Below are 15,501 nucleotides of genomic sequence, written 5' to 3'. Positions count from 1 at the left end.
ACGGTGGTAACGCTACTGGAAACAGAAGCGGTTAGAGGCCGCCGGCGCTTGCTTGCACGAGTTCGTGTTTCGCCGGGACGACGCCGGTGGTGCTCCACTCGAGGATCATCGAGCCCCACGCTAGGCCGCCGCCGAACGCGCAGATCGCGAGGCGCGCGCCTTCGGGGATGCGGCCTTCCTGCGCGGCTTCGCTGAGAGCGACGGGGATCGACGCGGACGACGTGTTGCCGTACTTGTGCACGGTGATCAGCGCCTTTTCGGGCGGGATGCCGAGATGCTTGGCAGTGCCCTCGATGATGCGAAGGTTCGCCTGGTGCGGCACCAGCAGATCGACGTCATCGATCGTGAGTTGCGACTTGGCGAGCGCTTCGCGGACGGCGCGTGTCATCGCCTGGACGGCGAACTTGAAGATCGCCGGCCCGTCCATGTTGATCATGCAGAGGTGCGGCGGCGCGCCGTTGCCTTCGGCGTCGCGGGGGCCGCACGGGCCTTCGGCGTAAAGCGCTTCCTTCTTGGAGCCGTCGCTGTGCAGCACGAATCCGAGCGGGCCGCCGAAGTCCGCCGCTTCCAGCACGACGGCGCCCGCGGCATCGCCGAAGAGCACGCACGTCGAGCGGTCCTGCCAGTTGGTGATGCGCGAAAGCACTTCGGTGCCGACGACGAGCACGCGTCGATAGGCGCCCGTGCCGATGAACTGCGACCCGACCGCGAGCGCCGAAAGAAAGCCGACGCAGGCGGCGTTGACATCGAACGCGCCGGCGCGAGTGGCTCCGATGCGGTCCTGGACGAGCGAGGCGACCGACGGGAAGAGCCCATCCGGGGTCGTCGTCGCGGCGATGACGAGGTCGATGTCCTCGGCGTTGATGTGCGCCCGCTCGAGCGCCATGCGGGCGGCGTTCACCGCGAGCGAGCTGCTGGTTTCGTGCGGGGCGGCGACGTGCCGCTCGACGATGCCCGTGCGCTCACGGATCCATTGATCAGAGGTGGCGACCATCTTTTCGAGGTCGGTATTGGTGAGGACGCTTTCGGGAAGGTAGTGTCCCAACCCGGCGATTCGGGTGTGGATCAGGTTCGTAGCGGGCATAACGCGAGTATAGCATCCGCCCCCTTCGGTCTACCGGCGACCACGCCGGCGTGGACTACCCCGAGTTTTGTGCTTCAGGGCAACAGCATGAGTGGCGGAGAGTGCAGGGCGCGAGGCGAAGCTCGCAGCGTGCTACGGGCTCCACTCCATGATCCGGTAGCGAAACACTACCTCGAAGCCGAGACGCGCATACACGCCGTAACCCATGGGTGACGACCCGAGCACGGCCGTCGTGCAACCCAACCTGCGTGCTTCTTGCATCGAGTGCTGCGTCGTCGCCGCGCCGATGCCCTGGTTGCGCGCGTCCGGCGACGTGCAGACGAAGTACACGCCTGCGGCCGGCGGCGTCAGAAACAGCGTCACCGTGGAGACAGGCGCGCCGTCGCGCCTGCCGACGTAATGGCGCCAGGGCACGTCATCCCCCAGGCCGATGCGCTTAAACACGGCGGCGACCCACTCCGCCTCCGGAGGGCCTTCGCCGAAGCCGCCCGCCAGCACCTGCCGATACGCATCGAGGCTTGCGGCGTCCGCGACGCGCTCGCAGGTAAAGCGCTCGACCGCGGGCGATGCGTCGTGCGCAACCGTAAGGTCGGCAGCCATCGCCGGTTCGTCGCCGCCGTCGTCGAAACCACGCGCCAGCAGCCGGTCGACGAGATCGGACGGGCGCATCCGCGGCGAGACGTGCCATGACCCCGGCAGCGCGCGAGCGCGCAGCGCCACCGTCCACTCGTCGATCAACGCGTCGGACCGCGACCCCTCCGCGTCACAGTGCACGACGGCATTGTGGTAAGCGAGTGGCGATCCGCCGATCGTCCACGTGATCTCCGCGTCGTGGCGCTCATCGCCGCCGCCGGCGCCGCCCATCGCGAGCAGGAACGCCGATACATTCGCCTCGAGAAGCTCGGCGCGTGGGTCAGTGACGTGCATGGGATCGCCAGTCTAAGGTCTTCGCCGCCGCGGGCACATCCCGAAGGCCGCAGCCATACAGTCACGCGAAGCGTGGAGAACAGCCGCCCTCGGCTGTTCAGGACGCTCGCTGGACTCGCCTCTCGTCGATATGTAAGCATGTAATCAGGTAAGGAGACGCCCCATGCTGCAAGACATCGACCGATGGCTCCAGAAGCGGATCCCCGACGAGTGGTTCTCGGACCCGGCGGACATCCGCACCGATGGCGAGGAAATCCTCATCGTCGGGACGCTGCCCGCCGCCGGCCAGGTGCCGCCCGCCGACGCGATCCGCGCCTTCCGGGAGGATACGCGCGAACGCCGGATGCGCATCGCCGCCGAAGCGGAGCAGCGGTTCGGGCGGGCGGTTTCGTGGGGTGTGCGCTGCGGCGACCTGCGGCAGTTGTTCACCACGTACAGCGTGCCCGTCATGACGCGCCTCCGCATGGACGAGCGCGAAGTCCTCGACACGCTCATCGCGTCCGGCGTGGCGCGAACGCGCAGCGACGCGCTTGCCTGGTGCGTGAAGCTCGTCGCCGAACACGAGGGCGACTGGTTGAAGCAACTGCAGGAAGCACTCGTACACGTTGAGAAAGTGAGGGCGGCGGGGCCAAACCCGCGCTAGGAGCGAATCATGGTTGAGCTGGTTGCAGACGGACGCGAAACAAGCATCGCCGCGCAGACCGACCGCGCGGAGGCCGAGGCGCTCGACGCGTACTCCACCATCGTGACGACGGTGGCGCAACGCGTGCTGCCGCAAGTGGCGAGCCTGCGCGTTACGCGTCGCACGCGTGACGGACGCCAGGCCGGCGGTTGGGGCTCCGCCGTCGCGATCACGCGCGATGGCTTCTTGCTGACGTCGGCGCACGTCGTCGCCGGATCGGACGCGGGCAGCGCGTCATTCGCCGACGGACGCGAACTCGACTTCGAAGTGACGGGCGCCGATCCGCTCTCGGACCTCGCGGTCGTGCGCGCGCAGGGCGGCGACATCGATTCGGCGGAGTTGGGCGATGCCGATCTGCTGCGTGTCGGTCAGCTCGTGGTCGCCGTCGGCACGCCGCTCGGGTTTGCGGGGTCGATCACCGCCGGCGTCGTGAGCGCGCTCGGTCGCTCACTGCCGACGCGCGCCGGATCCGCGACGCGCATCGTCGAAAACGTCATCCAGACCGATGCCGCGCTCAACCCCGGCAACTCCGGCGGCGCGCTCGTCGACGCGCAGTCACGCGTCGTCGGCGTCAACACCGCCGTCGCCGGCGCCGGACTCGGGCTCGCCGTGCCGATCAACTCGGCAACGCGCCGGATCATCGCCGCGCTCATGAGCGAGGGGAGGTTCCGACGCGCGCTCGTCGGCATCGCCGGCGGCCGACGTCCGCTGCCGCCCGCACAAGCGTCCGTCGTAGGTCGACGCTTCGGCATCGAGGTCGTGGAGGTGGTCGAGGGCAGCCCCGCGGACGCTGCCGGCCTGCAGGGCGAAGACCTCCTGCTCGACCTCGACGGCGTCGCGCTCGAGAGCCCGGGCGACCTGCAGCGCATGATGATGCCGGAAGCGATCGGCCGCGCCATGACGCTGCGCTACGTCCGCGACGGAGAGATCCGCGAACTGACCATCACGCCCATCGAGCTGAAGCCGTAGGGCGGGCACCGGGAGCCGTCGCGGACATCCCGCTTCCCGCCTCCAACATCCCGCATCCAAAGTTGGTGGGCCCCCAGGGATTCGAACCCTGGACCGACGGATTAAAAGGCTCACAGCCCGTTCCGTCTGTCCGTCAGTCAACCGCGAATCTGGTCAAGCACAGAAGACGTACGCGTCCGTGACGAATCCAGCGGTCTTGCCCCGCCGGCATTTGACCGTTGGATTGTATGACGGCCGCGCGAGAGCGTCCAATTGAACCTATCGATCAGCGAGGTACCCGTAATCGACGCGGGACGCGCGCGGGCGATCATGGGATTGGAAGCTTGGAGCTGAAACCGATGGTCAGAACTGAATCTTTGAGCGGGGATGCCCGCAAGGCATCGGAACGGTTCTCGTAACCATTCCCGCACGGCATCTGTCCATCAGGTTGCACGCACAGCGCGCAGGGGTTGTCCAATTGACGTCGTCGATCGCCAACGAATAACGGAGAAGATGACTGGTCGAGAGGGAAAGAGTACGGGGCTGCCATCGGCAGCCCCGTACCATGCGCTACGAGGAGAAAAACACGCAGGCGCTCGTGTCGGTTGATGAGTGCGGGCCCGCAGGGAGTCCCAGCGCCTGCACTTTTATGCGGAACGCGCCAGCGGGGAAGTTGTAGAAGTACACATCGTCGGTTCCGCCCTTTGGTGGATGCAAGAACTGGGCGTAGCTGCTCCAGGTGCCGCTGCTGCAACTTGTCGATCTCTTCTGGATGATGATCCCGAACCCAGTTTCGATGCTCGAATCATCGTCATAACCGAAGAGATCGCACGCGGGAGTGCATATCCGAGCGTTGTCGGGCGCCGTTGGTTTCACGGCGATCGTGCCCCACGAGTACGTGTTGTTGCCCTCATTTGACTCGGTGACAAGCCCGTTGTAATCGGCGACGACGGTGACGGGACCACCAAACAAAGTGGTCCAAGGGACGGCTCCGGTTAGACACGATACTGTGGCACCCGGGCCTATCGATGGAATGTTACAGATCCCGCCACTCGGTGGGTCGTTTCCTCCGAAGCGGATCTTGACCCAGGACGACGGCGCCGCCTGAGTACCGTTGTTCCTTACGGAAAGCGTGAACTGGGTCGATGAGGCGCCTTCGTTGATCGCTGTCGTGCCGCTCGATGATGCCGGCTTATGCGGAGAGTAGTTGGTCGCCTCCAAATCGATCGCCGAAAGCGTCGAAGCGCCTATCCAGAAGGACGTACTCTCCGCTTGCCCGGCTTTCCTTGCTGCAATGCGAAAGTTGTACGTGGTGTTCGGTGAGAGGCCGGTGAAGGTGTAACTCGTCGAGGCTGCACTTTGAACGGTCTGTGCAACCCAAGACGCCTCGGCCAAGCTGGTCGACCGATACGGCATGAATCCGTCATGGTTCGACGCACCGGAGAAGTTGATCTGGACTGTTGTCGCAGTTCGCGGTCCAACACTGATCAATGTAGGTGCCTGCGGGCGTGCAATGTACTGGGCCGATGCTGTGGCGAGCTCAGACGACGTCGCGGTGGCTTGGCTGGTGCACGTCGGTGATTGCCCACCGTTGATGCCACCAATTACGCCACACATCAGTCCAGTGTACGTTGTCTCGGTGTACGGATGATCTCCGAGAAGCTGATCGTGCCCGAGTTCGTGTCGCATCAGGACCGAGTTGAATGCAATGCCCCCGATGGCCGGCCTCGTATCATCGAAGCGTGTCGTGTTCCACTGCACGACAGCAACGTTGAGGTCCTTGAATCGCCACTGCTGGGCTAGAGTGAAGAACCCTTGAGGGTTCTGCACAGGTATCGTTAGACAATGCGTCAAGTCAATCCAGCAATCCGTCCCGCCCTCGGTTGTGGCGTCAAAGAGAAGATCGTATTGGACGCCATTGACGTAACTGACCTGTGTGGCGTTATACCGATGGATGTTATCCGGAACAGCGTTCCAGTAGTTGATGCCATTCTGCTGGTGCGTGCGCATTGAAGTGGTCACGTCACCAAAGTATGCCGTGTTTCCCGACGCCCGAACGGGGCGCGGGTGATCGGGCCCGTACGCGTGGCTTCCTAGCGTGACCTTGCCTGTGACTGCTAGGAGCGGCAGAACCAGAGCTACGGCCAGAATGGCGGAGTTGGCAACCACCCTAAAGTGACTCATGGTACATCCGCCTCCTCTTCTGAAGGGGCCAATTCCGTCACGGGGACTTCAAGGTTCTCGAGTTCGGATGTGACCCAGTCTGGTGGCGTTTCGGCGCCAGCCAGCTTTACGCATCTGCCAGTTGCGAGACTGTAGAATCGATAACCGCGAGCATCGAATACGCGGCCACCCGCGCGTTTCCCGGTGTCGTTCACAACCTCAACCGCGTCCTTTGGGACCAAGCAGCCTCCACGAAGCTCGCGATCGGAAGCGATCGGTGGAGGCGGGTCGTTAGGGTCCGACCACCCCACCGAGATTTGTGGTCGGACGGAGCTGAGCGGAGCGGGTTCCTCTGAGGCGCGAGCGACCAAGAGTGCTGCACTCAGGGCTAGGCTCGCCGCCAAGATGACAATCGAATACTGGAGTCGAAGTCTCATGGACAATCTCCTGTTACTCGTACTCCGCGCCGGAAGAACGAGATAAGGCTATCGACGTGATCGCCGAATCGTAATCGGGGCTACTCGGATCGGTTGGCACGTTGCGGTGCTTGATCACTGCCACGCCGGTGACAAACAAAATGAAGATGAGAACGACCGTGCGGGAGCTGCGGACCTTCGATTCTGCAGAGGGTCCGGCTCCGGTGGGGGGGAGAGACGTGCTTGGTTCGCTGGCGGGGACGACGAAATCTAACGTGTGGAATCCAAGCAGCCAACTCACATTTGTCCCGATCCTCGAGCCGTTCAACCAAAACGAAATCAGAGAATTATCGTCGGGGCACCCCGGGACAAGATCCACAGACTTAACAACGACCGAGTATGGCTGCGGGGCGTTGGCGCCGGCTACATCTAGCAGGACGCTTGACCCGCACACTATGCCAGCTGGCGTCCTTACCTCCAGTTTGTCGCCGCGGCGCGCACCGACAATCGTTCCAGAGTAAGCGGCAAACCGCCCGCCGGCGGTTAGTTGAAGTGGTTGAAACGTGCCTGGCGCAGCACCACTCCACACTGCGGTTTCATGTGCGGCCATCCCGTTCACATCGAAGGTGATCTCACTTCCGTCGACTCCGCAGCCGGCCTTCTCCTGCTGTGATGGCACGACCAGTGAGTAAGTCGGAGTTCCATCCGCCGGTGTTATCGCAGTGGCCGTTGCACATTCGACTCCACCAATCAGCGCCCTGACGACTGCCCCATCCGCCGGCTCCGCATTCACCCAAACGGTTCCGCCGAACGCCGAACCTGATGGTTGCGCGCCAGCCACGGCGGGGATCGAGGCAAAGGAAAGCGCGAGTAGAAGCAGGAACCAGCGAGATGGATTCATTGCTACCTCCGAGCGAATTCCACGGCCGTCTCCTGAGCCGCTAGCGTCAATCGTTCAGACGAAGGGTTTATGCTTACGCAAGTGCCACGTCAAGGATCCGATGCTTCGAGCGTGCAAGCGTGGCAGGTCATTTGTCCTCCTTTCGATTCAGGCCGCCACGTCTGCGACCTGGCACCAGCCTGATACTTAAGCGTCATCAAGGCCCGGCGCGAGGCCGACGATTAGATTCTCATACTCCGGATGTAACGCGTTGATCGCTCTGATCAAAGACTTGGTCATCTGCGAACAGTTGCAGGCAGGGGCGTGTGCAACATTGAAAATGCGCCCGTGTCCAGGTCGCCAAAAGCGCACGTGTCGGATCGAGTCCAGTTAGGGCGAACACCCGATGTTACAACTCTGCTAGGTGACGTCGGATTGTCGCGGGACTCCGACCGATACCGCACGCGATCTGCGCGTCGGTGTAGCCCATTTCACATGCCGCCAAGACTTGGAGTTGGCGACGAGTTAGGCCGGGCAGATGGCGTCCGTCAATCACGGATCGAAGCCGAGCCGGCGAGAGCGTCGTCATTTGAGTTCTGGCTTTTGCCTGGCGCGTTCGCGACAAAGGATCACTGTAGCCCTCCTTGCCCGGAAACCTCGCAGGGGAGGCCTGAGGTCTACGCTCGCTCGATGTCCGCGCGAAACGGGTATGCAGGCGCGGCCGCCCGCGGCCACGGCACTCCGATAGGGCGCATACCGACCCGTCGGTTGACGTCGCCGACGATACGCCTGCCAACCGAGCTTGTCAAGTCGTTTGCGACACTCTTACGTCGGTTCATTTCGGGCCAAGCATAAGCGCTGCCGAGCTCGGGGCTCATCGATTGGAATGAGTTGAGATCCCCGGGGTCTCGTTAGTGCCCCGCTCGATGGCCCGTCTTCACTTGCTCCAAGACCTGCCACGATCCGATCGACGCAGAGACGTGGCAGGTCTCTCTGCGTCGATCGGATGCCAGTCGCTGAACGCTAGGCCGTCCGGCTCGCTCGCCGTGCTCACCAGGCATAGGAGACGGCACCGGCGCCGATCATGCGCGTGATGAGCAGTCCATCGCCGTTGTAGTCGTACCTGCCCGTCGTCGAGGCGATGTTCGTCTCGACGAGCCGGTTCTCGGCGTCGCACTCGAACGTGTCCGCGCCAGCCTCGATCCGGTTGCCGTTGTCGTCGTAGTCGTACGCCACGCCGCCAGCGAGCGTCATCTGGTCGGCATCGTCATAGCCGTAGGCGGTCGGGACGCTGTTGTGCGTCTTCTCGGTGCGGTTACCCATCGGATCGTAGTCGTAGGTCTGCACGTCTGCGTTCGGGTAGGTCACGTCGGTCAGCCGATACAGGTCATCGTAGGTGTACGTCGTCGTACCTGTAGTATCGACCGCCCGGGTGCGGTTCCAGACAGGCGGCGTACGCGGTTGGAACTGAAAACGCGGGCAGAAGCCAACGGAGGCGGATCAGCGTGTCCCGCTTCCCGCCTCCAACATCCCGCGCATCCAAAGTTGGTGGGCCCCCAGGGATTCGAACCCTGGACCGACGGATTAAAAGTCCGCTGCTCTACCAGACTGAGCTAGGGGCCCCTAGATTCAAAACGGGCCTGTTTCCGGGTGTTACGGAAGCCGTTGACAGCAGCCGTGACAGCAACCCGCTTCAAAAGAGGCGCGTTTCGCTTCTGCCACGGTAGCCGCTGACAGCAGCGGACAGCAACGAGGGCTTGCCCTATTCCGGGCCAACGACGGGGATGCCCGCTCTCGTCACGGTGCGGCCATCGACATCGAACTCCAGCCAATAGACGCCGACCGGTTCTCGAATGTCGATCGGGTCAAAGACCAGCTCCGTGTGAAGCGTGTAGATGGGAGACGGTGCGCCCGCGGGCCAGTCGATTACCCCCTCGGAAGCCTTTAGCTTGCGACCATCGGGCAGACAAACGCGAATGTCTACGGCATGCCTGCCTGGGTCGCCACCCACCAAGAGCAAGACACAGCGCGTCGGCGGGAGGGTGAGGCGAACTGCCGCGCCAGTGCGCGGTTCGCGAGCAAGGCCGAGAAAAATATCGGGGTCTTTGCAGACGATAGACCCCTCCCCCCATGTGACCGCCCCGAACAACATGACGCCGATTGCTTCGATCACGTCCGGCACCCCTCGTTTCAGTGTTGCGATTGACCCCTCGCGGGGCTGTGATTGTAGGAGTATGGAGGCGTACAGGCACGTCCCCTTATCGGCGTTCCCCCTGTAGCACGCGGAAGACGCTGCGGCGTGAGAGTCCGAACCGCTCCATGATCGCCGTGGTGGCGGCACCCTGCGCGCGGAGCCTGGTGATCTCGCTGTCACGGTCGGTAAGGCGTCCGCCCTCGTAGCGGCAGCGCGTGAAGGGACAGGACAGGCACGACGGGGCGAGCGAGCAGCCGGTGTCGCGGTAGGCACGGGCATAGTCGAAGGTCGGGCTGTCGAGGTCGCTAGGCATCGGTGATTTCCTTCAAGAGCGCGGCCATGAGGCGGCGCTTTGTGGCCGGGTTCGCGAGCAACGCCTTGATCAGCGCGTCCTCATCCTGCGCGCCGGCGATAGTTGGGTTGGCGGGGAATAGGGCCAGCGACCGGATGCGGTCAACGGCTACGTCCGCGTTCACAGCGGCGATGTAAAGCGTCGTCATCTGGAGGTTCGTGTGCCCCAGGACAAGCCGGATATCTTCGGTGTCGGCTCCGCTCCTTCTGGCGGAACAGGCGAACGAATGCCTTAGCAAGTGAGGCCATAGCCGAAGATTGGCGCGTCTGCCGAGGGCGTAGATTCTCGACCGCAGCGCTGACGTGGTGAAGGGGAAGATGCGCTCCCCCCCGCGTGGTCGTGCGTCGAGCAGCGCGGCGACGGCGGGATCGAGCGGCACGACGCGCTCCTTGTCTCCCTTGCCGTGCCTGATCCGCAGCACGTCACCCTCGATGTCGCGCCATTCGAGCGCGCATAGCTCGCCCGCGCGCAAGCCCGTCGTGAGCAGCAGCCGGACGATCAATTGCAGCGTGGCCCGCTCAACGACTGACTGGCCGCTGACGCTGCGCCCTGCCGCGTCCAGCAGCAGCGCGACTTCCTCATCGTTGAGGTAGCGCGGCGGCTTGAGATGCTTCTTCGGGTTGGGGATCGTCTCCATGCGGTGCGTGACCAGCTTGTTCGCGTAGAGCCAGCCTGTGAAGCTGCGAAGGATCGCGTACAGGTGCCGCGATCCGCCGGCGGCGTGTGTCTCCATATAACGCCGCATCACGTCCGCGAACGCCGGTTCGGTGAAGTCGTCGGTGGTCGGAAGGTGCGCGAGATAGCGTGAGAGTTTCGCCCGATAGTTATGGATCGTGCCCGGAGCCAAGCGCCGTAACACGCAATGCTCCAAGAATGCGCTGATAGCGTCGGTGGTGTTCATTCCCCACCGTCTTTCAGTAGCGTCGTGAGCAGTTCGAGGCGCGCGGCGGGGTCGTCGAGCAACGCGCGGATCAAGCTGCGGGTGTCGGATGCGATGGGCCGAACGGTCTTGTTGAGGTTACGCAGCCGATCAACGGCTGCATCGGCGCTCACGGCTGCGGTGTAGTGGGCGGTCATCATGAGGGTGGAGTGCCCCAGGATGTGGCGCACGTCTTCGGAGTCCGCGCCGGCGACGATCTTCTGACACGCGCGAGTGTCACTGGCCCGAATCCATGGAGCGCGGCGACCTGCCCTGGGAGGCGAGCGAGGCGATCCTCGAATTGCTCACCTATCTGAATGGCTCACAGCAGCTACCGGGAGGGGAGTCGGTGCGCGGCAAGAGGCCACTAATCATGGTGGCTCGCTGGTTCTGGCGGACGACGCAGGCTCGGCCAACGCTGCCGGTTGAACAACGGTGGCGGGCAACCGCGTGGCTGTACACCGCGGAGCGATCCGGAAGCCAGCGTCTCCGGCGACAGGTCGAGTTCCAGTTGGCCTCGTGGTGGAGCGCAGATGAAGGGCAACGGCTCGATGCTGCGCTTCGCTCTATAGCGGAGAGCGATGACTCCGCGGATGATGCGCGCACAGAGATTGACTTCCTCCGCGCAAAGACAAAGTCCCCTTGGTTCGGCGTGGACGGCAATTTGAGCGAGTTGTATGCGGAACTCGATGATGCGCTTGAAGCCATGGGCGACAACATCGACCGGTTCGAGGCGGTGTTTGGCGTCTCACTGCTCCCCTACAAGATGAGCGAGATCATGCATGAACGGCTGCGGCAGGCGAGCAAGCTGGACGGAAAGGAGGCTGGCGATGGCGAAGCGAGCGAATAGCGAGGGTTCCGTCTACCAGCGCAAGAAGGATAAGCGGTGGGTGGCGGCGTTGGTCATGGACGATGGCCGGCGCAAGACGTTCTATGCATCGACGCGCGCCGAAGCGAGCAAGCTACTGACGGCGGCGAACAAGAAGAAGGACGACGGACTGCCGCTGACGAGCGACCGGCGCACCGTGCAGCAGTTCCTTGAGGAATGGCATGCTGGCGCGCGTGCGGGCCTGCGTCCTCGTACCGCCGTTCGGTATGAGCAATTGCTGCGCGTCCACTGCTACCCGCACGTCGGGGGGTTGCCGCTGTCGAAGGCCACCCCTGCGAAGTTTCAGGCATTGTTCGCTGATCGGCTCGCCGCCGGGGCGGCACCGGCCAGCATCCGGCAACTGCGCGCGGTGATGAAGCGCGGTTTCAAGATGGGTGTGTTGTGGGGGCAGCTCGCCCGTAACCCCCTCGAAGGCGTGAGCGCGCCGAAGGTGGAGCGGAAAGAGATCACGGTGTTGTCGATGCCGGAGATCGGGCGCTTCATCGAAGTGGCACAGGCAGACCGTCTCGCGGCCCTCTGGACGCTGCTTATCACCAGCGGATGCCGTCTCGGGGAGGCGCTGGCGCTGACGTGGAAGCACATCGACCTGGGCGAGAACGCGAGCATGAAGATCGTCGGCACGTTGCAGCCGCTACCGGACGGGCTGACCATCTGCGAACCCAAGACCGACCGCAGCCGTCGCACGGTGCCGCTGACGGCCACCGCAGCCGAGGCGTTGCGCCGTCACAAGGTCCGGCAGAACGAGGAACGGCTCGCGTTCCCCGGTACATGGCAGCGTCCCGATCACGTCTTTGTCGGGCCTGGCGGGTCGTACATCGACGGGCGCTCGCTGCGCCATGTGTTCGAGCCGATCCTGTCGTCGGCGGGGCTTCCCCGTCTGCGGCTCCATGATCTTCGCCACGCGGCGATCAGCGCCATGCTCGCGCAGGGGATCGCGCCTACTGTGGTCGCGGAGCTGGTTGGACACTCGACTCCGATGCTGACGTTGAACGTCTACGGGCACACGCTCGAAGGGCAGGGGCGCGGGGCTGTCGCAATACTCGACGCGGCGCTTGCTTCTGGCCGCTGAAAGCTACAGGTGACAGCAACGTGAGGGGCTTTCGTGTCCCTCCCCGTCACCCGATTTCGTACTAAGCACTTGATGGTGGATTCGGCGGGGGCTTATCGGCCCCCGCTGTCCTCTCGTCGTACGGATTAAAAGTCCGCTGCTCTACCAGACTGAGCTAGGGGCCCCCGCAAGTTAGTGTAGCCGACCGCCCCGAGCCGACATGCAACTAACAACAGGACGGCGGCGAGTGCGGACGACGCGGGAGTCAGACGTCGGAGGCCGGAGATCGTCACGCGAGCCCTTCGATGATCTTCCGGCACGTGTCTTCCGGCGTGTCACCCGCGGTGTTACACCGTGAGCGTCGCCAGCGCGTAGTTGCTTGGGTGCGTCACGAAGTGCTCCGCTGCCTCCCAGAACCCGTGCCGCTGCGCTTCCGAAAGCATCGCGACGACATCGCCGGTCCGTTCGCGCAGCGCCCGCCCGCTCGCGTCGCGGTCGGACGACGGCAGCAGCAGCACGACGTTGCGCACCGGCGCGAGCGCGCGTTCGACGCGCTCGAACAACGCCGGATCTTCGTACACCGAGTGTCCCGCGCCGAAATCGATCACCTCGCGCCGATGATCCGCCAGCACGCGCTCGACGCCATATGCCTCGAAGGGCTTCCAATAGGGCGAGATCGCGGCAACGCCCCCACTCGCGCGAAGCTGCTGCGCGTGTGCGTCGTCGTACCCGATCTCGCGATAGTAGCCGTAGCGGACGGTATCGAGCGAGACGCGCGTGACGCCGAGCGCCTCGGCGAGCATGCCGCCTGCGTCGACTTCCCCGCGCGTATCGGGCCAATGAGGATGATCGGCAGCGAAGGCACGCTACGTCACGCGTTGGGTAAACGAGGACCGGCCGCATCGATCCGCTCGCCCGTCCGCTCGATGTGCTCGCCGAACGTTCCGGGCAGACTCATGACGAGAAACCGTATCTCGCCGTCGCTCCGGATCGTGTAAGTGTGCGGCGTCCCTCTCGGCACGAACACGAACGCGCGCTCCTCGACGTCATAGCTGGCGTCGTTGCAATGGAAGGTCAGCTTGCCGTCCAGCACGTAGAACAGTTCGTCTTCCACGTCGTGGACGTGCGTGTGCGGCTCCTCACCCTTCTTCGTGACGGTCTCCGTCAACACCATGACGCCGCCCAGTCGCTCGTCGTGTCTATCCGACTTCCTTGAGCATGCGTTCGATCTCCGCGGTGCGGTTGCGCAAATCGACCATCTCATCGAGGAGGCGCTGGACGGTGGTCTCGGTGCGGCGCTGCGACTTCCATTTCCTCGCTCAGTTCCTGGTAGGCCTTCTCGCGCCCGACGGCCATGCGCGTGCGCCAGGCGCCGATCAGTTGCCAGGCGACGATGCCGACGATGATCGCGAAGACGAGGCCGCTGGTGACGATGGCGGTGACCGCCACGGCCGTCTCCTCGCCGCTAAGTTCGTCGTCCACTTGCAGCAGCCATAAGGGAATGGTGGTGATGAACTGGATCATTGGTCTTCGTCCTCCTCCGTTTCGATCGCGAGTTCCGAGACGCCGGGTTGCTCCTGGTCCGACGCGCGCGCTGCTTCCGCGATCCGGGCCGGCGTGATCTGCAGCGCAAAGGGCGTGACTTCGTAGTACTTCATGGCCTTGCCATCGCTGGAAAGCTCGAGGTTGCTGGAGACCAGATTCGCCGCCTCGAGGCGCTGAAGGTGCATGATGAGGAGCGGTCTGCTCATGCCGATTTGCCTCGCCAGGCGGCTGACGTACTGGCGGCCGCCGGTCTCGAGCGCAGCGATGATCCGCAGCCGGTGCGGACTCGCGAGCGCAGAAAGGACGCCGAGCAGGACGTCTTCGGACGGGGAGTCGAAGCTATCGGCCGGGTGTTCCTTCATATGTCAGGAAATAATGACAGATGTAAGAACACGAAGTCAAGAGGGCGTCTAGCGGATGCCGACGAGCACGCCGCCACGCCGTCGCATGCGGAAGGCGCCGCTCTTCGCGATGTGAGCCGCAGCCAGGCGCTGGAGTTCCGCGAGGACCGGCGCGCGCTCTTCGGCCGCGAGCGGGCCGGCGCCGTAGGCATCCCAGAACGGGCCGAAGTGCGCCGGATCGCGGAGCACCATCTCGCCCTCGTAACTGTTGACGGTGACGTCGCTGAAGTGGCGGCGCAGGAAGTCGCCGCCGTTCTCGACCGAGAAGCGATCGCCCATGTCCTGCTCCGGTTTGCGGCCGAGGATGCGCTGCAACGCTTCGGTGGCGAGGTCCTCGTACTCCTGCATGTGATCGACGTGATTCGTCGCAGTGATGAGGCGTCCGCCGGGGCGCAATGCGTCGCGCATGCCTGCGAGCGCCGTGTCGATGTCAGGCATGAAGTAGAGCGTCCAGCAGGTGTAGATGACGTCGAACGATTCGTCGCGAAACGGGAGGCGCTCCATGTCGCCGACGACGATGCGGACGGCGTCGCCGTGGAGGTCATGCGCATGGCGCCCGAACGGCACCGACAGATCGAGTCCGTGCAGCGTGGTAGTCGGAAACGCGCGCCTCAACTCATCGAGCAGCCAGCCGGGCGTGCCGAAGCCAAGCTCGCAGATCGTCGCGCCGTCGTGGACGTTCGGGCGCGCCGCATCGAGGAGGGTGCGGATGACGAGCGGCGTGTCGGTCGCGGTCTCGAGGATCACCTGCATCGTCGCATCGATCGCGCCAGTGTCAGCGTGGGCGAAGCGTTCGATGGCGCGTGCTTTGGGGTCGGTCATGGGTACGTTGTAGCGCGTTGTGCCCCTTCTTAACCGCCGGGGCGCTAACGATGCTTTCGCGGCTCACCACTCAGCACAACTGCTCCTGCCGAGACTACCAGCAACACGCCCAAACCTGCGTAGAGCCAGACCTTCGATTCTGGATGGTGACCCTGCCCTGTGGAAGGTAGTGTTGGCAGTCTGACCTGCCCCCCGAAAACTGATCCAGTCTAAATGAGCGTCCTCCGGGAT

At 64.0% G+C, this 15,501-nt stretch carries 18 protein-coding genes and 1 tRNA gene; 4 read left to right on the top strand and 15 right to left on the bottom strand.

Annotation, left to right across the window (positions count from 1 at the left end):
• Positions 1-31: 31 nt before the first annotated feature.
• Both WEB52_07170 and WEB52_07165 read right to left on the bottom strand, forming a co-directional pair.
• Positions 32-1,084, bottom strand: a complete 1,053-nt coding sequence (locus tag WEB52_07170) for a beta-ketoacyl-ACP synthase III (GenBank protein MEX2226211.1) — start codon at positions 1,082-1,084, stop codon at positions 32-34.
• A 132-nt stretch (positions 1,085-1,216) separates the two neighbouring features.
• Complete coding sequence (locus WEB52_07165) at positions 1,217-2,011, bottom strand: GNAT family N-acetyltransferase (GenBank protein MEX2226210.1); 795 nt, start codon at positions 2,009-2,011, stop codon at positions 1,217-1,219.
• 163 nt (positions 2,012-2,174) lie between these two features.
• Here WEB52_07165 and WEB52_07160 point away from each other — a divergent pair, with 163 nt between their 5' ends.
• The gene (locus tag WEB52_07160; GenBank protein ID MEX2226209.1) at positions 2,175-2,654 is read left to right on the top strand and encodes a hypothetical protein; all 480 of its coding nucleotides are present in this window, start codon (positions 2,175-2,177) and stop codon (positions 2,652-2,654) included.
• Between the two features lie 9 nt (positions 2,655-2,663).
• Positions 2,664-3,662, top strand: coding sequence for a trypsin-like peptidase domain-containing protein (locus tag WEB52_07155; protein MEX2226208.1), 999 nt, complete (start codon positions 2,664-2,666; stop codon positions 3,660-3,662).
• A 549-nt stretch (positions 3,663-4,211) separates the two neighbouring features.
• Here the strand turns inward: WEB52_07155 and WEB52_07150 are convergent.
• The 8 genes from WEB52_07150 to WEB52_07115 all read right to left on the bottom strand — a co-directional run bounded on the left by WEB52_07150 (position 4,212) and on the right by WEB52_07115 (position 10,723).
• Positions 4,212-5,663, bottom strand: a complete 1,452-nt coding sequence (locus WEB52_07150) for a CARDB domain-containing protein (protein MEX2226207.1) — start codon at positions 5,661-5,663, stop codon at positions 4,212-4,214.
• Positions 5,664-6,254: 591 nt separating this feature from the next.
• Positions 6,255-7,121: a hypothetical protein gene (locus tag WEB52_07145; GenBank protein ID MEX2226206.1), complete on the bottom strand. Its 867-nt coding sequence runs from the start codon at positions 7,119-7,121 to the stop codon at positions 6,255-6,257.
• Between the two features lie 1,029 nt (positions 7,122-8,150).
• Positions 8,151-8,486, bottom strand: a complete 336-nt coding sequence (locus WEB52_07140) for a hypothetical protein (protein ID MEX2226205.1) — start codon at positions 8,484-8,486, stop codon at positions 8,151-8,153.
• Between the two features lie 160 nt (positions 8,487-8,646).
• A tRNA-Lys gene (locus WEB52_07135) sits at positions 8,647-8,723 on the bottom strand.
• 139 nt (positions 8,724-8,862) lie between these two features.
• Positions 8,863-9,282, bottom strand: a complete 420-nt coding sequence (locus WEB52_07130; GenBank protein MEX2226204.1) for a hypothetical protein — start codon at positions 9,280-9,282, stop codon at positions 8,863-8,865.
• A 76-nt stretch (positions 9,283-9,358) separates the two neighbouring features.
• Entirely contained in the window at positions 9,359-9,607 is a 249-nt protein-coding gene (locus WEB52_07125) for a hypothetical protein (GenBank protein MEX2226203.1), read from the bottom strand.
• Positions 9,600-10,505 carry a tyrosine-type recombinase/integrase gene (locus tag WEB52_07120; GenBank protein MEX2226202.1) on the bottom strand — a complete coding sequence of 302 codons (906 nt, stop codon included), beginning with the start codon at positions 10,503-10,505 and terminating at the stop codon, positions 9,600-9,602. The genes WEB52_07125 and WEB52_07120 overlap by 8 nt, the downstream gene beginning before the upstream one ends.
• Positions 10,506-10,543: 38 nt before the next feature.
• Positions 10,544-10,723 carry a hypothetical protein gene (locus WEB52_07115; protein MEX2226201.1) on the bottom strand — a complete coding sequence of 60 codons (180 nt, stop codon included), beginning with the start codon at positions 10,721-10,723 and terminating at the stop codon, positions 10,544-10,546.
• A 95-nt stretch (positions 10,724-10,818) separates the two neighbouring features.
• On the opposite strand from WEB52_07115, the gene WEB52_07110 reads away from it, so the two are divergent.
• Both WEB52_07110 and WEB52_07105 read left to right on the top strand, forming a co-directional pair.
• Positions 10,819-11,415, top strand: coding sequence for a hypothetical protein (locus WEB52_07110; GenBank protein ID MEX2226200.1), 597 nt, complete (start codon positions 10,819-10,821; stop codon positions 11,413-11,415).
• On the top strand, positions 11,396-12,523 hold the full coding sequence (locus tag WEB52_07105; GenBank protein ID MEX2226199.1) for a site-specific integrase: 1,128 nt from the start codon (positions 11,396-11,398) through the stop codon (positions 12,521-12,523). Before WEB52_07110 ends, WEB52_07105 begins: the two co-directional genes overlap by 20 nt.
• A gap of 326 nt (positions 12,524-12,849) precedes the next feature.
• Here WEB52_07105 and WEB52_07100 read toward each other — a convergent pair whose 3' ends face one another.
• The 5 genes from WEB52_07100 to WEB52_07080 form a co-directional block, all read right to left on the bottom strand.
• A complete protein-coding gene (locus WEB52_07100) occupies positions 12,850-13,305 on the bottom strand; it encodes a shikimate kinase (GenBank protein MEX2226198.1) in 456 nt (151 codons plus the stop codon).
• A gap of 68 nt (positions 13,306-13,373) precedes the next feature.
• Positions 13,374-13,676 carry a cupin domain-containing protein gene (locus tag WEB52_07095; protein MEX2226197.1) on the bottom strand — a complete coding sequence of 101 codons (303 nt, stop codon included), beginning with the start codon at positions 13,674-13,676 and terminating at the stop codon, positions 13,374-13,376.
• Positions 13,677-13,762: 86 nt separating this feature from the next.
• Positions 13,763-14,026, bottom strand: a complete 264-nt coding sequence (locus WEB52_07090; GenBank protein MEX2226196.1) for a hypothetical protein — start codon at positions 14,024-14,026, stop codon at positions 13,763-13,765.
• Positions 14,023-14,409, bottom strand: coding sequence for a winged helix-turn-helix domain-containing protein (locus tag WEB52_07085; GenBank protein ID MEX2226195.1), 387 nt, complete (start codon positions 14,407-14,409; stop codon positions 14,023-14,025). The genes WEB52_07090 and WEB52_07085 overlap by 4 nt, the downstream gene beginning before the upstream one ends.
• A 48-nt stretch (positions 14,410-14,457) precedes the next feature.
• Complete coding sequence (locus WEB52_07080; GenBank protein ID MEX2226194.1) at positions 14,458-15,270, bottom strand: class I SAM-dependent methyltransferase; 813 nt, start codon at positions 15,268-15,270, stop codon at positions 14,458-14,460.
• Positions 15,271-15,501 lie beyond the last annotated feature (231 nt).

It is taken from the genome of Dehalococcoidia bacterium, assembly GCA_040902535.1.
GTDB lineage: Bacteria > Chloroflexota > Dehalococcoidia > DSTF01 > JACRBR01 > JBBDXD01.
Note: the sequence above shows the minus strand (reverse complement) of the source record. Positions and strands in the feature narration are given on the sequence as shown.

Excerpts from the sequence above, each read along its gene's own strand:
- WEB52_07100 (MEX2226198.1), bottom strand. The coding sequence starts at position 13,305 with ATGCTCGCCGAGGCGCTCGGCGTCACGCGCGTCTCGCTCGATACCGTC.
- WEB52_07145 (MEX2226206.1), bottom strand. The coding sequence starts at position 7,121 with ATGAATCCATCTCGCTGGTTCCTGCTTCTACTCGCGCTTTCCTTTGCC.
- WEB52_07165 (MEX2226210.1), bottom strand. The coding sequence starts at position 2,011 with ATGCACGTCACTGACCCACGCGCCGAGCTTCTCGAGGCGAATGTATCG.
- WEB52_07160 (MEX2226209.1), top strand. The coding sequence starts at position 2,175 with ATGCTGCAAGACATCGACCGATGGCTCCAGAAGCGGATCCCCGACGAG.
- WEB52_07085 (MEX2226195.1), bottom strand. The coding sequence starts at position 14,409 with ATGAAGGAACACCCGGCCGATAGCTTCGACTCCCCGTCCGAAGACGTC.
- WEB52_07155 (MEX2226208.1), top strand. The coding sequence starts at position 2,664 with ATGGTTGAGCTGGTTGCAGACGGACGCGAAACAAGCATCGCCGCGCAG.
- WEB52_07090 (MEX2226196.1), bottom strand. The coding sequence starts at position 14,026 with ATGATCCAGTTCATCACCACCATTCCCTTATGGCTGCTGCAAGTGGAC.
- WEB52_07125 (MEX2226203.1), bottom strand. The coding sequence starts at position 9,607 with ATGCCTAGCGACCTCGACAGCCCGACCTTCGACTATGCCCGTGCCTAC.
- WEB52_07115 (MEX2226201.1), bottom strand. The coding sequence starts at position 10,723 with ATGACCGCCCACTACACCGCAGCCGTGAGCGCCGATGCAGCCGTTGAT.
- WEB52_07095 (MEX2226197.1), bottom strand. The coding sequence starts at position 13,676 with ATGGTGTTGACGGAGACCGTCACGAAGAAGGGTGAGGAGCCGCACACG.
- WEB52_07170 (MEX2226211.1), bottom strand. The coding sequence starts at position 1,084 with ATGCCCGCTACGAACCTGATCCACACCCGAATCGCCGGGTTGGGACAC.
- WEB52_07080 (MEX2226194.1), bottom strand. The coding sequence starts at position 15,270 with ATGACCGACCCCAAAGCACGCGCCATCGAACGCTTCGCCCACGCTGAC.
- WEB52_07105 (MEX2226199.1), top strand. The coding sequence starts at position 11,396 with ATGGCGAAGCGAGCGAATAGCGAGGGTTCCGTCTACCAGCGCAAGAAG.
- WEB52_07110 (MEX2226200.1), top strand. The coding sequence starts at position 10,819 with ATGGAGCGCGGCGACCTGCCCTGGGAGGCGAGCGAGGCGATCCTCGAA.